Below are 13,398 nucleotides of genomic sequence, written 5' to 3'. Positions count from 1 at the left end.
AACCAATTCCCCTTCTGATTCGAATCACGCCCGGCTTTTACCGGGTACCTCCCGCGGGTTAAGCGGCTAACTTCGCGTGATAAGAGAGAAATCGTCCGCCTCGCGGGCGAAAATGAACGCGAAGGGCCTTTAACTTAACCCCACGCCGCATATAGGTACTGAAAATCGCGCCTGCAATCAGGTGAGCCAATGTGTCAGCCGCATCACGGCATAGCGTTTCGCGCAACCATCTGTTATAGGCAGCGCCCCTGTGAGGCCACGTGGCGGAGTGGTTACGCAACGGTCTGCAAAACCGTGTACTCCGGTTCAATTCCGGACGTGGCCTCCACTTTCTTTCTCAAATCCCGAAATATAGATATTGGATCAATCCGTTAAGGGTTTGTTAACCTTGTGACGGCACTATCCCGCTTGTCTTCCCTTGAAGACACCCCACCATTACCCAACGCCTTGGGGCCGGGAATTTCCCGGCCCTTTTTTCTTGTTTTCCGGGTGATAGTTTCGCCCGGTCACTTTTCGGTGTGGGGCTGGGATTTGGCCTTCCGATTCTTCCGCCATTTGCCGTAGCGAATCTCCGAGCGTCGGCGCAGCCTTCTGACTTTCGGGCTATCAACCGAGAGTACTACCAGGCCGAGAGGAATCATCCAGAAGCCGAGAATCGGTAGGAAGCCCAGGCAGCCTCCGACCACCAATCCGGAGCCCAAAACCACCCGCTGGCGACGAGTCCCTGGCATTGGGACAGTATATTTGCCCAGTTTGATGGTCGCCCGGGGCTTTTTTTGGCCTTCAGACGAAAAAGAATGTTTGTCGCGGGTGTTAGGCATCAAGTTTCGTTTGGTAAGCGGATACGAGTTTGATATAGCCACCCGCCTCGAGACGCGCTACACCGCGCGTCCCGAAAGGGTGATCCCCGGTAGCTCAGCGGTAGAGCAACCGGCTGTTAACCGGTTGGTCGGCGGTTCGAATCCGTCCCGGGGAGCCACTTATTTTTCTAATGTCCTTTACGGACAAGAAGATCGGACAACCCGCCCTCGTGGCGGGTTTTTCGTTATTGGCCCTCCCTCGCCGTTGGGACATAAATCTTTCAACCCCGTCGCCTCAGCCGCACAGCTTTGCCCTATATACGATCGGCCTATAGCTGAGCGGGCCGATGAAGCTTTTCTACTGCCACATTCCCGAGGGGAATTTCGGGGACGACCTTAACACCTATCTATGGCCGAAGCTGCTGCCAGGCGCGTTCTCCGGGACCCTGCAATACCGGCCCAAGGTTTCTCCCAAAATCGCCCTGGATGGCCCAGACCCGCTCTTTGTCGGGATTGGGACCTTGATCCACAGTGAATTGCCCGCGGGGGTCACCAAGCATGTCTTCGGCAGCGGCTATGGCTATGGCAAGCTGCCCGCCAAAGACGGGAGCTGGCACTACCATTGTGTGCGCGGACCGCTCACCGCCAAGGCGCTGGGCCTTACCGCCGACAAGGCTATTGCCGACCCCGCCATCCTCACGCGCCTCCTCCACCGCGCGCCAGTGAAAAAGCTCCATCGTGTCTCCTTCATCCCCCATTGGGAGATGGCGCTCTCAGGCGATTGGGAGAAGGTCTGCCGCCTTCTCGGCATCCACTACATCGATCCGCGCTGGCGCCCGGCCAGGGTGATCGGCGACATCCACGCCACCCGCACCCTGATCACCGAGGCGCTGCATGGGGCCATTGTCGCCGACGCCTTACGCGTGCCCTGGATGGCGGTCTCGTCTCACCACACCATTCTCAATTTCAAATGGGAGGATTGGTGCCAGTCGGTCGACCTCACCTATGCGCCGACAAGCGTGCCGACCTTCTGGAAGCCGCGCCCTGGCCTTCCGGGCAAGCTGATCAATGGCGCCAAACAGCTTCAGGCTGCCGCGACGCTTGCCTATCTCATGCGCGCGGGCCATCCGCATATGTCGCGTGATGCCGTTCTGGAAAACCGCACTGAGCGGCTCCTCGACACCCTCGCCCAGTTCTCTCGCCAAAATGGCTTGGCCTTTGTGCCTGAACCCGCTCTTTAGAATTGCGGGTTCAGCTCCAGGGCGAGATGCCTTTGGCGACTGAACGTCTCCAGCTTATCCACCAGGCGCTGGGTCAGATCTTCGATGATACGTTCCTTCGAGAGATGCGCGCAGGAGCGGAGCCGCAGAAGCGCCATCGCGCCCTGCGCCATTTTCGCGGCAGTGATCATCTGGCCCGAGATGCCGGGGCGCGGCGTCCAGATGGCGGGGATCGCCCTTGGAGCGTAGTCCAGCCCGACCGATAGGCACCAATCGCGCCATTTGAAATCCTGAATATGGTGTTTGGAGGACACCGCCACCCAAGGCACGCGCAGGGCATCGGCGACAATTGCCCCATGCAGCGCCTCAGAGATCATGAAATCACTCGCGGCGATATCTTCGAGCACCTTGGCGGGCTGCCAGCGCGGATCGATGAAATGAATGTTCGTCATCCGGCAAATCTTCTGCCACACGCCCGATTGGGCTTGGCACCAATGCGGCATGAAGGAGGTACGGTAGCTTTTTTCCCGCGCAGGCGATGGCAATAGCCGCACCAGAATGGCCGGATCAGCAATCGCCATCGCCGGATCGAGCCCCAGTGCCTCGGCGGTGAGCGGTCCCCGCACGCACTGGATATCCCAGCGGGAATCTATGGCGGGATGATTGGTTTTGCCGGTGCCGCTGCCGAAGACGAGCTTGTGTCCGCCTGCAGGCATCTTATCGATGAGAAGCGTGCCAATGCCGACAAACAGCGTGTCGGCAGGATCATCGCGGTCAACCACCTTCTTCTCTTGCGGCCAAAACCTTACGCTTCCATCAAAGGCTCCCGGTAAGAGCTTCGGCCACAGGAACATGTTGAGGTCATCGCCGAAATTCCCATACGGAACATCGCAATAAAAAAGCTTCATCGTCCGCACCCTTCGATGCGATGCACTAAAATGCAGTTCTCGCGCGATTGTAAGCGGCAAATACAGGTGCACGGAAAATCCCGATCCCACACGCCTGCGGAATGAAAACAAAAAGGCCCGCCTTTTTCGGGCGGGCCTGAGAGTTCGCACTGGCCGGAGCTAAATCCCGGACCGGGGATGGGAGTTCGTTGAGGGGTGGTAGGAAATCGTCTGTAGTGGGGCTTGCGCCGCCGGCGCCGCCGCATGCGCCTTGTTCGCGGAAGCGTTATTCACCGGTGACGTGTCGGCGCAATTACCACTGGTCTGAGAAACGACCTTTGGCGCACCCGACCCGTTGGAGGTGATCTGGACAGACTTCATGCAATAGGAGCCGCCAGGTGCAATCGCCGTGAAGGCGAAGGGCGATCCCTGCCCCATGGCTTGGTACTGCGCAGAATATAGTGGCGCGGCGCTCATGGCATTGGCCTCACGCTGCATCATCGCCGCTTGCGCCATCATGAGCGACATTTGCCGATCCATTATCGCGGAAATCCGGTCCATCTCGGCAAAAGGGGACGGCACAAATGAGCCCACCGGAATGCCCTGCTCTGTCATATTGACCACCTCAACCTTGGGCGGCTTATCGCCAAAGTAGCGGATGTGGGCGATGCCTCCCGGTACGTCGACCGTTAACTCGTGGATGGCCGGGGCCGCTGCCAGCGCCAGGCCCGTCAAACCGGCAGCCGCCAAGCCCGTCAAAAGGAGCGTTTTCATCGGGTCTCTCCCTTTCTTGATTGCGCGCTACAAGGTTTAGCGGAGGAAGTTTGCACCACCCTGACCGGCGTCTGAAATCGCGGTAAGATCATCGTGGGGATTCCGCAGTTTAAAAATGGGAATTTCCCACCTGCCTTGCTCCCCCGGCGGCAGGCCTTTACGGTTTTATGCGTCTGTATTTCGCGAGGTTTCATGCCTTTCCATTCCAACGTCCTCGCCGCCATCGGCAACACGCCACTGATCCGCTTGAAGCGCGCTTCCGAGGAAACCGGCTGCACCATTCTCGGCAAGGCTGAGTTCTTGAATCCCGGCCAATCGGTGAAGGACCGGGCCGCGCTCTTCATCGTGAAAGACGCCATCGCCAAGGGAAAGCTGCAACCCGGCGGCGTGATCGTGGAAGGTACTGCAGGCAATACCGGTATCGGCCTTTCGGTTGTCGCCAATGCGCTTGGCTTTCGCACCGTGATCGTGATCCCCGAGACTCAGTCGGTGGAAAAGAAGGACGCGCTGCGCCTCTTGAGTGCTGAGCTGATTGAAGTCCCTGCGGTGCCTTATCGCGATCCGAACAACTACGTGAAGATTTCCGGCCGCCTTGCCGAAGAGCTCGCCAAAAGCGATCCCAACGGCGCGATCTGGGCGAACCAGTTCGACAACACCGCCAACCGTCAGGCCCATATCGAAACCACAAGCCAGGAGATCTGGGCACAGACCGAAGGCCGCGTGGACGGTTTCGTGGCCGCAGTCGGCACAGGCGGAACACTGGCTGGCACCGCCATAGGGCTGAAAGAGAAAAACTCGGCGATCCGTACCGCTGCTGCTGATCCCTTGGGTGCTGCGGTCTATTCCTGGATCAAGACCGGCGAGCTCAAAGCCCATGGCGGCTCGATCACCGAGGGTATCGGGCAGAATCGCGTCACCGCTAATCTCGAGGGCGCACCTATCGACGATGCCTATGAGATTTCTGATGAAGAAATGCTGCCCATCGTTTTCGACCTGATGCAGCATGAAGGCCTCTGCCTGGGCGGCTCGAGCGGGATCAATGTCGCGGGCGCGATCCGCATGGCCAAAGAAATGGGGCCAGGTCACACCATCGTGACCATCCTCTGCGACTACGGCACGCGGTACCAAAGCAAGCTCTTCAATCCAGAGTTCCTGCGCGCTAAAAATCTTCCCATTCCACCCTGGCTCGGCAATAAATCCTCCACCATCACGGTGCCATTCCAATGATGAACCCGCTGGTCGATCCCATTTGGCTCGCTGAGAGACGCGCCGATCCCAAAGTGAAGGTGCTCGACGCCTCCTGGTATCTGCCCCAAGCGGCCCGCGATCCTAAAGCCGAGTTCGCCGCAGCCCATATTCCCGGTGCGCAATTCTTCGATCTCGATGCTACCTCTGACGAGACCAGCCCTTGGCCGCATATGCTGCCGCCGCCTTCAAAATTCGAAGCGGTGATAGGCGCCTTTGGTATCGATAACGAAACGACGGTGCTGGTCTACGACACGGCGTGGCTGTTCTCCGCGCCACGGCTGTGGTGGATGTTTCGAGCCATGGGCCATAACAAGGTGCGCATCCTTGATGGTGGCCTCTCTGCCTGGAAGCGCGTGGATTATCCGATCGTGGATAGGCCCACAGACGTCATCCCCGCCCGCTTCACCGCTCGCCCCGTCCCGGAACTCGTCACCAGCTTTGAAGCCATGCTCGATATCGTCCGCACGGGTTCGGCCCAGATTATCGATGCCCGTGGCGCCCCCCGCTTCTTCGCCCGCGAGCCGGAGCCGAGGCCCGGTGTTCGCGGCGGCCATATGCCGGGGGCAGTCAACGTCCATTATGCCGAGCTTCTCACGCCAGAGGGCAAGCTGAAGCCGGTGGAGGCGCTCAACACCCTCTTCGAATCAAAGGGAATCGATCTGGCGCGGCCCATCGTCACGAGTTGCGGTTCTGGCGTCACGGCGGCCATCGCCATGCTGGCGCTGAACGTCGCAGGGGCTCACAATGTCTCTCTCTATGATGGTTCCTGGGCTGAGTGGGGCGCCCGCCCCGAAGCGCCGGTTGCAACGGAGTAGGCCATGACGGGCTCGCGCGCGAAGCGATACATGCCGATGACGGTGACCTTCCTCGACATGAAGGCGCGGCCCGCGGCTCCGCCCCCGCCCTTGCCGCCCGGAAAGCTCGCCATCCTGCGCGCCGAGAAACCGCCCGTGCATTTCTACCGCTATCTCTATGACACCGTGGGAGAGCCCTATTACTGGGTCGACCGGCGCCGGATGGACGATATTTCCTTGAAAGAGATGCTGGAGGCGCCCACGCTCGATCTCTACGTGCTCTATGTGGACGGTTGCCCGGCCGGCATGGCGGAGCTCGATTACAAGGACTGCCCCACGGGCTTGCTAGCCTATTTCGGGCTTCTGCCGGAATTTATCGGGCGTGGGCTCGGTGCCTACTTCCTCTATCAGACCGTGCAAAATGCCTGGACACGTCCGATTACCAAGCTCCTGGTAAATACCTGTACCCTGGATCATCCGCGCGCCTTGCCGCTCTACCAGCGCATGGGCTTCGTGCCCTATTCCCGCGAAGACCGTCGCATCGAGTTGCTTTGATTCCGGTTTTGCCGCAACACTCCCGCCCCAAAAGGATCACGGCGCCCGCCCGTATTGGGGTGGCGTAGGCGCTTCGGCTTCAAGGGGTACCAATGACCGATACGAATGCAGTTAACCAAGCCGGAGCGGGCCAAAAGCTCTGGTTCGGCCACCCGCGCCTGCTCTCTTTGCTGTTTACCACCGAGATGTGGGAGCGGTTCGGCTATTACGGCATGCGCGCGGTGCTGGTGCTCTATCTGGTCGAGCACTTCGTCTTCTCGGATAATGTCGCCAACGGACTTTATGGCGCCTTCGCCTCGCTTGTGTACCTGACCCCGCTGATCGGCGGCTTTGTCGCCGACCAATTTATCGGCCCCAAACGCGCTGTGAAAACCGGCGCAGTCCTGATGTCGATCGGCTACATGCTGCTCGCTTTCACCGGCGGCGATGCGGCCAAGCCCTTCGTCACTATCGACAGCCATCGTTATGAGGTTGCCACCGCAAAATCTGGCGACGGCAATACGCAGTATCTGGTTGCGAACGGCCAGCGCTACAAGATCACCGGCAACGAAGATAAATCGATCAGCATCGAAGGCGCCACGGGCGACATTCCGGCCAAGGTCGAAAACGGCCATTACAAATTCGATGGCGAACGCAATTCCCTCAACGTGGTTCTGCTCTTCCTTTCGCTCGGCCTCGTGATTGTCGGCAACGGCTATTTCAAGCCGAATATCACCTCGATCCTCGGCCAGCTTTACGACCGCAACGACCGCCGCCGCGATTCCGCCTATTCGATCTTCTATATGGGCATCAACCTCGGCTCGATCATTTCGCAAGGCCTCGTGCCGCTGATCGCTATCGCCTGGGGGTATAAATGGGGCTTCGCTTTTGCCGGTTTCGGCATGATCCTAGCCTGGGCACGCTTCCAGTTTGCCGGTGACCGTCTTGCCGCTTATGGCAATCCTCCCGCGAATGCCCGAAACATCAATCTTTGGTTCTATGGCGGCACGCTGCTGGCGATCCCAGTGGTGTGGTTCCTGCTCAACAACACCATGCTGACGGCCTCCATCGCCCACAAAGTCGCTGCGACGGGTGTCATTGGCTTCCTTCTCACCCTGCCCGTCCTCGGCCAGGTGATGTTCTTCGTCTTCTTTGCCGCCATCATCGGCATTCCGCTCTGGGGCTTCTTCACCCTCAAGCCGGAAGAGCGCGACCGCATGATCGTGGCTTGCGTGCTGACTACCTACTCGGTGGTCTTCTTCACCCTCTTCGAACAGGCCGGCTCCTCGCTGACTCTGTTCGCGGATCGCAACACCGATCTCGTCATTCTGGCGCCGCATCAGGTGCTGGCGCAGGACCTTCATTTCTTTGGGATGACCATCCCGGCGGTATGGAGCTACACCATGCCTGCGGGCCAGGTTCAGATTTTCAACCCGCTCTTCATCGTGGGCTTTGCGCCTCTGTTCACTCTGATGTGGAACAAGCTTGCCAAGCTCGGCATCGAGCCTACCGCGCCGCTGAAGTTCGCGTTTGGCTTGGCGCTGGTCGGATTGGGCTTCCTGGCCCTGATCTATGGCGCGCGCTTCCATGGCGCCGATTACCGCGTGCCGCTGATCTGGCTGGTGCTGGCCTATTGGCTGCATTCCATGGGCGAGCTCTGCCTGTCGCCGGTCGGCCTGTCGGCGGTCTCTAAACTGTCGATCCCCAAACTGGTCGGCATGATGTTCGGCGTCTGGCTGATGGCTTCGGCGATGGCGCAGTATGTCGGCGGTATCGTGGCCCAGCTCGCCTCCACCGAGACGGTGGGCGGCAAGGCGCTGAACCCGCAGGTCAGCCTGGAGACCTATCTCAGCGTGTTCCAAACCATCGGCATTGCGGGCATCATCTGCGGTGGCATCGCCGTGGTGCTGTGGCCGATCCTCAAGAAGGGCATGCATGGCATCCGCTGATGCTTGCCTAACCGCCTAATCAGGGTTACGGCTGCCGCTTGCAGTTTTTGTGAGCGGCAGCCGTGAGCCATAAATCTAAGCCAGAGACAATTGCCGTAGCGGCTGGGCGCATGAGCGCCGAGCATTTCGGCACCGTCAACACCCCGGTCTACCGCACCTCCACCATCCTGCATGAAAGCTACGCTTCGCTGAAGGCGGAGAACGAGGCGCGCTATTCTTATGGCCGCTGCGGGACCCCTTCCACGGAAAGCTTTGAACGCGCCGTGGCTGAGCTTGAAGGCGCCGCGCGCACCGTCAGCGTGCCCTCCGGTCTCAATGCCATCACCACTGCGATCCTCGCGGTAGTGTCTACGGGCGATCACATTCTCGTCACCGACAATGTCTACGGCCCGACGCGGCGCTTCTGTCATGGCGCCCTGAAGCGCCTCGGCGTCGAGACCACCTATTTCGATCCCACCATCGGCGCAGGCATCGAAGAACTCTTCAAGCCTAACACCAAGCTCGTCTTCACCGAAAGCCCCGGCTCGCTGACCTTCGAGGTCTGCGATATTCCTGCCATGGCCGAGGTCGCGCACAAGCACGGCGCCCTCGTCGCGATGGACAACACCTGGGCGACCCCGGTTTATTTCCCGGCGCTGAAGCGCGGCGTCGATCTTTCGATCCAGGCGGCCACCAAATATATCGGCGGCCATTCCGACGTGATGATGGGCACGATCAGCGTTGGACCGGATCTCGCAAAGCAGGTAACGGGCTATGCCCGCGACCTCGGCCTTTTCGCGGGCCCGGATGATTGCTACCTCGCTTTGCGCGGCCTTCGCACCCTGCCCGTGCGCCTCGCCCGCCATTGGGGGAATGGCCTCACCCTGGCCCGTTGGCTGGAAGGTCGCCCGGAAGTCGCCCGCGTGCTGCATCCCGCGCTGGAAAGCGATCCAGGCCATGCCTTGTGGAAGCGCGATTTCACAGGCGCCAGCGGGCTTTTCGGCGTGGTGCTGAAGCCGATCCCGGAAGCCAAGCTCGCCGCCTTCATGGACGCGCTGGAATTTTTCGGCCTTGGCTATTCCTGGGGCGGTTATGAAAGCCTCATGATCCCGGCCCATTACGTGCGCACCGCGACGAAGTTTGATGCGACTGGACCATTGATCCGCCTGCATGCAGGCCTGGAAGACCCCGCTGATCTCATCGCCGATCTCGAAGCCGGATTCGCTGCCATGGAGGCCGCATGACCGACACGATCGACCGCCAAGCCTTCATCGACGCGGTGAAATTTAATGCCGACGGGCTGGTGCCCGTCATCGCACAAAGCCACCGTACCGGCGAAGTCCTGATGATGGCCTGGATGAACCGGCAATCGCTGGAAGAAACCTTTGCGACCGGCCATGTCACCTATTGGTCGCGCTCCCGCCAGAGCCTGTGGCGCAAGGGCGAGACCTCCGGCCACCTCCAGCGGCTGGTGGAAGCTTATGTCGATTGCGACGGCGATACCCTGCTCTTGAAGGTCGACCAGATCGGACCCGCCTGCCACACCGGCGCGCCGAACTGCTTCTTCCGCAAACTCAGCGAACCGGGCGAATAAGGCGCGGCAGGGCTCAGGCAATTTATTTCGAATTAGCCCTTGAACCCTGCGCCCCTAATTCCCACATCCGATACATCCCTGAAATTGCGCCGGCGCAGACGAGTTAGAGCGTTGGACAATCAAACAAGATCACCCTCCCCTTGAGGAAGGGTCGAAATTTATCGCGAGCTTTAGCGAGCGGAAATTTCGGGGAGGGGTCTGTCGTGGTGCTCAAAAAGAGCAGAAGCGGTGACACCTGATCCTTTTTCACACGCCCAAACGCCGAATTGGCCGCGACATACCCCTCCCCGAAAAACGCCAACGCGTTTTTCGACCCTCCCTCAAAGGGAGGGTTAAATGTGGTTCCATTGGAATGTCCGGCCGCTTTACGCGAACAGCTTGGCGAGATGCTCGTTGAGGAATTTGTCCTGGGGATCGAGCTTGCGCCGCAAGGCGCAGAAATCCTCGAATTTGGGATAGAGCCGCGCCAGATCTTCGCGCGTCGCATTGTGAATCTTGCCCCAATGCGGGCGGGCATTGTGGTTGCGGAAAATGGCCTCGCAGAGCGCAAAAAGCTGCGTTTCATCCATATCCGCATGCTGGTGCACCGTAATACTGGCGATATCCTGCTGATAGGCGGGGCTGAGCCAAACATCGTCTGCCGCCACCGTGCGAAAGGTCAGCGGAAAGGCGGTTGGAATTTTCGATTTGCGGATGGCTTCGGCGAGTTCCTGCATCACCTCGCCGCCTTTTTCATACGGCACGGCATATTCCATCGCCTTGTAGCGCACCGTGCGCGCGGTGGGATAAACCTCATGACTCCAGCGCACTTTCTGGCGCTTGCCCATAAAGGCGGCGAAGAATTTATGCGCAGGCTTCATCAAGCCCGGCACATAGCGCATCGCCTCGGAAATCCCGGCGAAGACATATTCATCGATCCGCCGCCGCTCGCCACGCGCCATCAAGGTATTTGCGCTGTGGCGTGTCGGAGCATGGCATTCGGTTTCATTGAGCGAACGGCACACCACACCATCGGCATGGGGAAACAGGAAGAAGGAGAAATTACGGTTCGCCTCCACCAGCCCATCAAGCTGACGGAACAGTTCTTCGGTGGGATGTACGAAATATTTGCGCTGCAGCTTATAGATCGGCCGCACCTTCATATCGATTTCGGTCATCACCCCGAACAGGCCGAGCGACAACCGCCCGGCGGCATAAATCTCCGGGTTTTCTTCCGGCGAGCAATGAATCACCTCACCAGTCGTGAGCAGCAGGCGAAAGCTCGCGACCTCGGCGGAGAAATTGCCCAGCGTCAGACCGCTGCCATGCGTGCCCGTGGCCACCGCCCCGCCGAGAGTCTGGCGGTCGATGTCGGGCATATTCTTGAGCGCATATCCCAAGGGATGCAGCAGAGAGCCAAGGCCCCAAAGCGGGGTGGCGGCGGCAATGGAAGCAACTTCACGCTCGGGATCGAAACCCTTCAGCCCCACAAAGGCGGAAAGATCGATCAGCGTGCCATCAGTTTGATTCAGCGGCGAGAAGGAATGGCCGGTGCCGGGAAAGCGCACATGGCCTTCGCTCTTGCGCACGGCAATGGCGAGATCGACCTCATCCTTGGGTTCGGCGATGCCGCGCGGTTTGAAGCGCACATTGCCAGACCAGTTCGACCATTTGCCGGCGACGATTTTCATGACCTGTCTGCAATGTATTCGGGCGCGGCTTTTACCGCCTCTCGCGCCAAGGTCAACGGGCGGCAAAATGTCTGCCCCCACTCGACAAATTCAGTTTCGGCGCGATGGCGCAGTGGTGACCCCGGCGTGACTCGAACACGCAACCTGCGGCTTAGAAGGCAGCTGCTCTATCCAGTTGAGCTACGGGGCCAGTGGTGCCGGTCGGCTTAGTGCGACCAGGGAACCTTTCTGTCATAGCGGAAATTATCCGCATAGGCTCTGGGCTTGGGCGTCGGCTTGTGGGGCTCGAAGAGATCGAAATCAATGCCGTTCTTCTCGGCATAGGAGATCGCTTCTTCCTTGCTGACGAATTCGAGCTGAACCTGGCTCAGCATATCGGACGACCCCGTCCAGCCCATCAGAGGATCTGCCTGGCGCGGGCTCGCAGGTTCGTATTCCAGCACCCAAGCCCGGGTGCGGGCCTTGCCCGACTGCATGGCATTCCTGGTCGGCTGATAGATGCGCGCGCGCAAGTGATCCTCCTCATGACCGTCAAAAGCCTAACCGGGTGGCCCTCAGATCGAGTCTGAGACCCGATACTGGCGAGGACAACCCGACTTGCCAAGCGTCAGCTCACTAAAGCTGTGCTTGGTCGGGGCGGCGTGATTCGAACACGCGACCCTCTGCTCCCAAAGCAGATGCGCTACCAGACTGCGCTACGCCCCGTCTTGGCTACACCGCCGTACACGAAACTGCCCAGGCCGCGCAACCCTTACCGCTCAAGGACTTGGGGCATTCCCGAAAATCTTTGCGTGGACCTTCCCCCCCGCCTCAATCCCTTGCGCTCTGGCCTCGCCACCTGGGATTTCCAGCACCGCGCGCACGGGTTCGCTGGAGGGAACCGGCGCCTCGGAATAGGGAATGGCGTTCTCGGCGATGGTCGAAATCGTGCCATCGGCCTTAATGAAGATCATATCGAGCGAGATGACCGTGTTCTTCATCCAGAACGCGACTGGCTGCTCCTTGCCGTAATCGAACAGCATGCCCTCGTGCTTGCCGAGCGCGGTCACAAACATCAACCCTTTGGCGCGGGTATCATTGGTTGTCGCCATCTGCACATCGAAGGCGGCGGGGCCATTCCTGCCATCCACCACGATATGGTCGCGCGGAAGCCCAGTCTGCGGGGTGCCGCCCGCGCCTTGTGAGCAGCCGCACAGCAGAAGCAAGGCGGCCAAGATATACCGACGCATGAAAATCACCTTCGACGATCACCGAAGGGCCACATACGCCAAATTGGAGCGATTCAGGAGTCTAGGATTGTAATTTCCGCTGCCAATTCCCCTTTGGGGCCATCTCCGGCACGTACCCGCACGCGCTGGCCCTGCCTGAGCTCACGAATGCCGCTCCGGCGCAGGGTTTCCATATGGACGAAGATATCCGGGGTGTCGGGGCCTCGCGAAACAAAACCATAGCCCTTGCCGCGATTGAACCATTTCACCGTGGCGTCAAAGGCAGGACCGCGCGGCTCAGCCGTATAACGCGCCCCACGCGGTGGCGTCAGCTCGGTTACCTCCGCAGTCGAGTTGTCGAGCGAGATCAGACGGCGCGCTTGCAACCCTTTGGGGCCCTGCACCGCTTCGCAGACAACTTTTGCACCTTCATAGGCAGCTTTGAACCCGGACTGCCGCACGCACGTTTGATGCAGGAGAATATCTCCCTGGGCACCACTCACCGGCTTGATGAAGCCGTATCCTTTTGCGAGATCGAACCATTTAATCTGACCTACGATCTCTTGCGCAGCTTCACTCATAGGAGAAGCCATCACTGTTGTTTCCATCCCCGTCCCCGTACTCGTGTGGGTGAAAGAAGGTTAACATTACTCCTCAGGGGAGTGAAGCCGATCTGTCGCATAACTATCACGATTTTACAATCTGAGATTGAACCGCAAGTTGTATCTGTAAACGAGGGCA

14 protein-coding genes and 4 tRNA genes are annotated in these 13,398 nt (G+C 59.6%); 9 read left to right on the top strand and 9 right to left on the bottom strand.

Going from position 1 to position 13,398, the window contains the following annotated elements; all coding sequences use genetic code 11:
• Positions 1–254: 254 nt before the first annotated feature.
• Positions 255–328 (top strand) — tRNA-Cys (locus tag FHS83_RS16360).
• A gap of 178 nt (positions 329–506) precedes the next feature.
• On the opposite strand, the gene FHS83_RS19930 is transcribed toward FHS83_RS16360, so the two are convergent.
• Complete coding sequence (locus FHS83_RS19930; RefSeq protein WP_167084080.1) at positions 507–821, bottom strand: hypothetical protein; 315 nt, start codon at positions 819–821, stop codon at positions 507–509.
• A gap of 83 nt (positions 822–904) precedes the next feature.
• On the opposite strand from FHS83_RS19930, the gene FHS83_RS16350 reads away from it, so the two are divergent.
• Positions 905–979 (top strand) — tRNA-Asn (locus FHS83_RS16350).
• A 168-nt stretch (positions 980–1,147) separates the two neighbouring features.
• Positions 1,148–2,041 carry a polysaccharide pyruvyl transferase family protein gene (locus FHS83_RS16345; protein ID WP_167084078.1) on the top strand — a complete coding sequence of 298 codons (894 nt, stop codon included), beginning with the start codon at positions 1,148–1,150 and terminating at the stop codon, positions 2,039–2,041.
• On the opposite strand, the gene FHS83_RS16340 is transcribed toward FHS83_RS16345, so the two are convergent.
• A complete protein-coding gene (locus FHS83_RS16340) occupies positions 2,038–2,928 on the bottom strand; it encodes a polysaccharide pyruvyl transferase family protein (protein ID WP_167084076.1) in 891 nt (296 codons plus the stop codon). The genes FHS83_RS16345 and FHS83_RS16340 overlap by 4 nt on opposite strands.
• Before the next feature lie 159 nt (positions 2,929–3,087).
• A complete protein-coding gene (locus FHS83_RS16335) occupies positions 3,088–3,681 on the bottom strand; it encodes a hypothetical protein (protein WP_167084074.1) in 594 nt (197 codons plus the stop codon).
• Between the two features lie 192 nt (positions 3,682–3,873).
• Between FHS83_RS16335 and FHS83_RS16330 the strand changes: the two genes are divergently transcribed.
• The 6 genes from FHS83_RS16330 (at position 3,874) to hisI (ending at position 9,779) form a co-directional block, all read left to right on the top strand.
• Positions 3,874–4,908, top strand: a complete 1,035-nt coding sequence (locus tag FHS83_RS16330) for a cysteine synthase A (RefSeq protein ID WP_167084072.1) — start codon at positions 3,874–3,876, stop codon at positions 4,906–4,908.
• Positions 4,905–5,744 carry a 3-mercaptopyruvate sulfurtransferase gene (gene sseA, locus FHS83_RS16325; RefSeq protein ID WP_167084070.1) on the top strand — a complete coding sequence of 280 codons (840 nt, stop codon included), beginning with the start codon at positions 4,905–4,907 and terminating at the stop codon, positions 5,742–5,744. Before FHS83_RS16330 ends, sseA begins: the two co-directional genes overlap by 4 nt.
• A gap of 3 nt (positions 5,745–5,747) precedes the next feature.
• Complete coding sequence (locus FHS83_RS16320) at positions 5,748–6,278, top strand: GNAT family N-acetyltransferase (protein WP_167084068.1); 531 nt, start codon at positions 5,748–5,750, stop codon at positions 6,276–6,278.
• A gap of 92 nt (positions 6,279–6,370) precedes the next feature.
• On the top strand, positions 6,371–8,206 hold the full coding sequence (locus FHS83_RS16315; RefSeq protein WP_167084066.1) for a peptide MFS transporter: 1,836 nt from the start codon (positions 6,371–6,373) through the stop codon (positions 8,204–8,206).
• A gap of 62 nt (positions 8,207–8,268) precedes the next feature.
• On the top strand, positions 8,269–9,429 hold the full coding sequence (gene metC / locus FHS83_RS16310) for a cystathionine beta-lyase (RefSeq protein ID WP_208414910.1): 1,161 nt from the start codon (positions 8,269–8,271) through the stop codon (positions 9,427–9,429).
• Positions 9,426–9,779, top strand: a complete 354-nt coding sequence (gene hisI, locus FHS83_RS16305) for a phosphoribosyl-AMP cyclohydrolase (RefSeq protein WP_167084064.1) — start codon at positions 9,426–9,428, stop codon at positions 9,777–9,779. The genes metC and hisI overlap by 4 nt, the downstream gene beginning before the upstream one ends.
• 365 nt (positions 9,780–10,144) lie before the next feature.
• On the opposite strand, the gene FHS83_RS16300 is transcribed toward hisI, so the two are convergent.
• The 6 genes from FHS83_RS16300 to FHS83_RS16275 form a co-directional block, all read right to left on the bottom strand.
• Positions 10,145–11,449, bottom strand: a complete 1,305-nt coding sequence (locus tag FHS83_RS16300; RefSeq protein WP_167084062.1) for a D-arabinono-1,4-lactone oxidase — start codon at positions 11,447–11,449, stop codon at positions 10,145–10,147.
• Positions 11,450–11,562: 113 nt separating this feature from the next.
• Positions 11,563–11,639 (bottom strand) — tRNA-Arg (locus tag FHS83_RS16295).
• Between the two features lie 16 nt (positions 11,640–11,655).
• Complete coding sequence (locus FHS83_RS16290) at positions 11,656–11,961, bottom strand: ETC complex I subunit (RefSeq protein WP_167084060.1); 306 nt, start codon at positions 11,959–11,961, stop codon at positions 11,656–11,658.
• A gap of 116 nt (positions 11,962–12,077) precedes the next feature.
• Positions 12,078–12,154: transfer RNA gene (locus FHS83_RS16285), tRNA-Pro, on the bottom strand.
• A gap of 53 nt (positions 12,155–12,207) precedes the next feature.
• The gene (locus FHS83_RS16280; RefSeq protein ID WP_167084058.1) at positions 12,208–12,678 is read right to left on the bottom strand and encodes a DUF192 domain-containing protein; all 471 of its coding nucleotides are present in this window, start codon (positions 12,676–12,678) and stop codon (positions 12,208–12,210) included.
• Between the two features lie 53 nt (positions 12,679–12,731).
• Complete coding sequence (locus tag FHS83_RS16275; protein WP_167084056.1) at positions 12,732–13,265, bottom strand: cold-shock protein; 534 nt, start codon at positions 13,263–13,265, stop codon at positions 12,732–12,734.
• Positions 13,266–13,398 lie beyond the last annotated feature (133 nt).

The sequence above is a fragment of the Rhizomicrobium palustre genome (assembly GCF_011761565.1).
In the GTDB taxonomy this organism is placed as follows: domain Bacteria; phylum Pseudomonadota; class Alphaproteobacteria; order Micropepsales; family Micropepsaceae; genus Rhizomicrobium; species Rhizomicrobium palustre.
The sequence above is the reverse complement of the archived record's forward strand: the minus strand, read 5'-3'. Positions and strand labels throughout refer to the sequence as shown.

What these genes read in the sequence shown, in the direction of transcription:
- FHS83_RS19930 (WP_167084080.1), bottom strand. Translation starts at nt 821, where the DNA reads ATGCCTAACACCCGCGACAAACATTCTTTTTCGTCTGAAGGCCAAAAA.
- FHS83_RS16345 (WP_167084078.1), top strand. Translation starts at nt 1,148, where the DNA reads ATGAAGCTTTTCTACTGCCACATTCCCGAGGGGAATTTCGGGGACGAC.
- FHS83_RS16340 (WP_167084076.1), bottom strand. Translation starts at nt 2,928, where the DNA reads ATGAAGCTTTTTTATTGCGATGTTCCGTATGGGAATTTCGGCGATGAC.
- FHS83_RS16335 (WP_167084074.1), bottom strand. Translation starts at nt 3,681, where the DNA reads ATGAAAACGCTCCTTTTGACGGGCTTGGCGGCTGCCGGTTTGACGGGC.
- FHS83_RS16330 (WP_167084072.1), top strand. Translation starts at nt 3,874, where the DNA reads ATGCCTTTCCATTCCAACGTCCTCGCCGCCATCGGCAACACGCCACTG.
- sseA (WP_167084070.1), top strand. Translation starts at nt 4,905, where the DNA reads ATGATGAACCCGCTGGTCGATCCCATTTGGCTCGCTGAGAGACGCGCC.
- FHS83_RS16320 (WP_167084068.1), top strand. Translation starts at nt 5,748, where the DNA reads ATGACGGGCTCGCGCGCGAAGCGATACATGCCGATGACGGTGACCTTC.
- FHS83_RS16315 (WP_167084066.1), top strand. Translation starts at nt 6,371, where the DNA reads ATGACCGATACGAATGCAGTTAACCAAGCCGGAGCGGGCCAAAAGCTC.
- hisI (WP_167084064.1), top strand. Translation starts at nt 9,426, where the DNA reads ATGACCGACACGATCGACCGCCAAGCCTTCATCGACGCGGTGAAATTT.
- FHS83_RS16300 (WP_167084062.1), bottom strand. Translation starts at nt 11,449, where the DNA reads ATGAAAATCGTCGCCGGCAAATGGTCGAACTGGTCTGGCAATGTGCGC.
- FHS83_RS16280 (WP_167084058.1), bottom strand. Translation starts at nt 12,678, where the DNA reads ATGCGTCGGTATATCTTGGCCGCCTTGCTTCTGCTGTGCGGCTGCTCA.
- FHS83_RS16275 (WP_167084056.1), bottom strand. Translation starts at nt 13,265, where the DNA reads ATGGAAACAACAGTGATGGCTTCTCCTATGAGTGAAGCTGCGCAAGAG.